Consider the following 2,488-nt stretch of genomic DNA (forward strand, 5'->3'; position numbering starts at 1 on the left):
GTAGATATCGACGCCGGACTTGCCCGGATCGAGATCTTCGGTGGCGCGGATAACGATACGCGTCGCGTCCACCTGGTCGACGATGCCGCCGCGGCGGGCGCCGATGGCGGCGCCCGAGTCACGGGCGACGATCGGCTCCATGCCGGTGCCGACGAACGGCGCCTCGGCGCGCACCAGCGGCACGGCCTGACGCTGCATGTTCGAGCCCATCAGAGCGCGGTTGGCGTCGTCGTTTTCCAGGAACGGGATCAGGGCCGCGGCCACCGACACCATCTGCTTGGGCGACACGTCCATCAGATCGACGTTTTCGCGCGGCGCCATCATCACTTCGCCGGCGCTGCGGCAAATGACGAATTCGTCGACGAAACCACCGTTCTTGTCGAGCTCGGCGTTGGCCTGCGCGACATGGTGCTTGGCCTCTTCCATCGCGGAGAGATAGACGACGTCATTGGTCAGCTTGCCGTCGACGATCTTGCGGTACGGGCTCTCGATGAAGCCGTATTTGTTGACGCGTGCGAAGGTGGCCAGCGAGTTGATCAGACCGATATTCGGGCCTTCCGGCGTCTCAATCGGGCAGATGCGGCCGTAATGCGTCGGGTGCACGTCGCGCACTTCGAAGCCGGCGCGCTCGCGGGTCAGACCGCCCGGTCCAAGCGCCGAGAGGCGGCGCTTGTGGGTGATCTCCGACAGCGGGTTGGTCTGGTCCATGAACTGCGACAGCTGCGAGGAACCGAAGAACTCGCGCACGGCGGCAGCCGCCGGCTTGGCGTTGATCAGGTCCTGCGGCATGACCGTGTCGATCTCGATCGAGGACATACGCTCCTTGATCGCGCGCTCCATGCGCAGCAGGCCGACGCGGTACTGGTTTTCCATCAGCTCGCCGACCGAACGCACGCGGCGGTTGCCGAGATTGTCGATGTCGTCGATCTCGCCCTTGCCGTCGCGCAGCTCGACCAGCGTCCTGACCACGGCCAGGATGTCGTCCTTGCGCAGCACGCGCACGGTGTCCTCGGCCTTGAGCTCGAGACGCATGTTCATCTTGACGCGGCCGACGGCCGACAGATCGTAGCGCTCACTGTCGAAGAACAGCGAGTTGAACATGGCTTCGGCGGTTTCGAGCGTCGGCGGCTCGCCGGGGCGCATGACACGATAGATGTCGAACAGCGCGTCCTGGCGGCTCTCGTTCTTGTCGACGTTGAGCGTGTTGCGGATATAGGCGCCGACATTGACGTGGTCGATGTCGAGAACCTTGATCTCGTCTTCGCCGGTGCCGAGCAGAACCTTCAGCGTCTTCTCGTCGATCTCGTCGCCGGCCTCGAGGAAGATCTCGCCGGTGGCGTAGTTGACGATGTCCTCGGCCAGATAGTTACCGAGCAGGTCCTCGTCGGTGGCCTTGATCGCCTTCAGACCCTTTTCGCCAAGCGCCCTCGCCTGGCGGGCGGTGATCTTCTTGCCGGCTTCGACGACGACTTCGCCGGTATCGGCATCGACCAGGTCGCCGACGGCCTTGAGGCCGCGGAAACGCTCGACGTTGAACGGAATGCGCCAATGGTCGCCGGCGCGCTTGTAGGTGATCTTGTTGTAGAAGGTCGACAGGATCTCTTCGCCGTCCATACCGAGCGCCATCAGCAGCGACGTCACCGGAATCTTGCGGCGGCGATCGATGCGGGCGTGCACGACGTCCTTGGAATCGAACTCGATGTCGAGCCACGAGCCGCGATAGGGGATGACGCGCGCGGCAAACAGAAGCTTGCCCGACGAGTGCGACTTGCCCTTGTCATGGTCGAAGAAGACGCCCGGCGAGCGGTGCATCTGCGAGACGATGACGCGCTCGGTGCCGTTGACGATGAAGGTGCCGTTCAAGGTCATGAGCGGCATGTCGCCCATGTAGACGTCCTGCTCCTTGATGTCCTTGATGGACTTGGCGCCGGTATCCTCGTCGATATCGAACACGATGAGGCGCAGCGTCACCTTCAGCGGCGCGGCATAGGTGAGGTCGCGCTGACGGCATTCGTCAACGTCGAATTTCGGTCCTTCGAACTCGTACTTCACGAACTCCAGCATCGAGGAGCCGGAAAAATCGGAGATCGGGAAAACCGACTTGAAAACAGCCTGCAGTCCCTCGTCCGGACGCCCGCCCTTGGGCTCCGCCACCATCAGGAATTGATCATAGGATGCCTTCTGAACCTCGATGAGGTTCGGCATCTCCGCAACTTCCGGGATCTTTCCGAAGAACTTGCGTACGCGTCTGCGGCCATTGAAAGTCTGGGTCTGGGCCATCGTCGCTCCTTAGCTCTAAACTCGGGACGAGCCTCGCCGCGGCTCGCCTTGCATTCTGGGCCACCTTGGCGGCAACCCTCTGTCTGTTTTCCCGGCGCCTGTCGGCGGCCGGCTAGAACGGGAGAAAACCCGTTTCCTGAAGGCCGGTTTTCGGCCCTCAGGAAAGAGGTTCTCGTAGATCTCGCGTTACGCGTGCTCCCTCCGGGCG

Annotated in this window: 1 protein-coding gene; it reads right to left on the reverse strand. The window is 62.9% G+C overall.

Annotated features, from left to right (window positions below):
* The coding region (gene rpoB, locus EN906_RS30725; RefSeq protein ID WP_127375634.1) for a DNA-directed RNA polymerase subunit beta at positions 1-2,280 on the reverse strand (2,280 nt) is incomplete at its 3' end.
* Between the last annotated feature and the right edge of the window lie 208 nt (positions 2,281-2,488).

Origin of the sequence: Mesorhizobium sp. M7A.F.Ca.CA.004.06.1.1 (genome assembly GCF_003999135.1) — a bacterium.
In the GTDB taxonomy this organism is placed as follows: domain Bacteria; phylum Pseudomonadota; class Alphaproteobacteria; order Rhizobiales; family Rhizobiaceae; genus Mesorhizobium.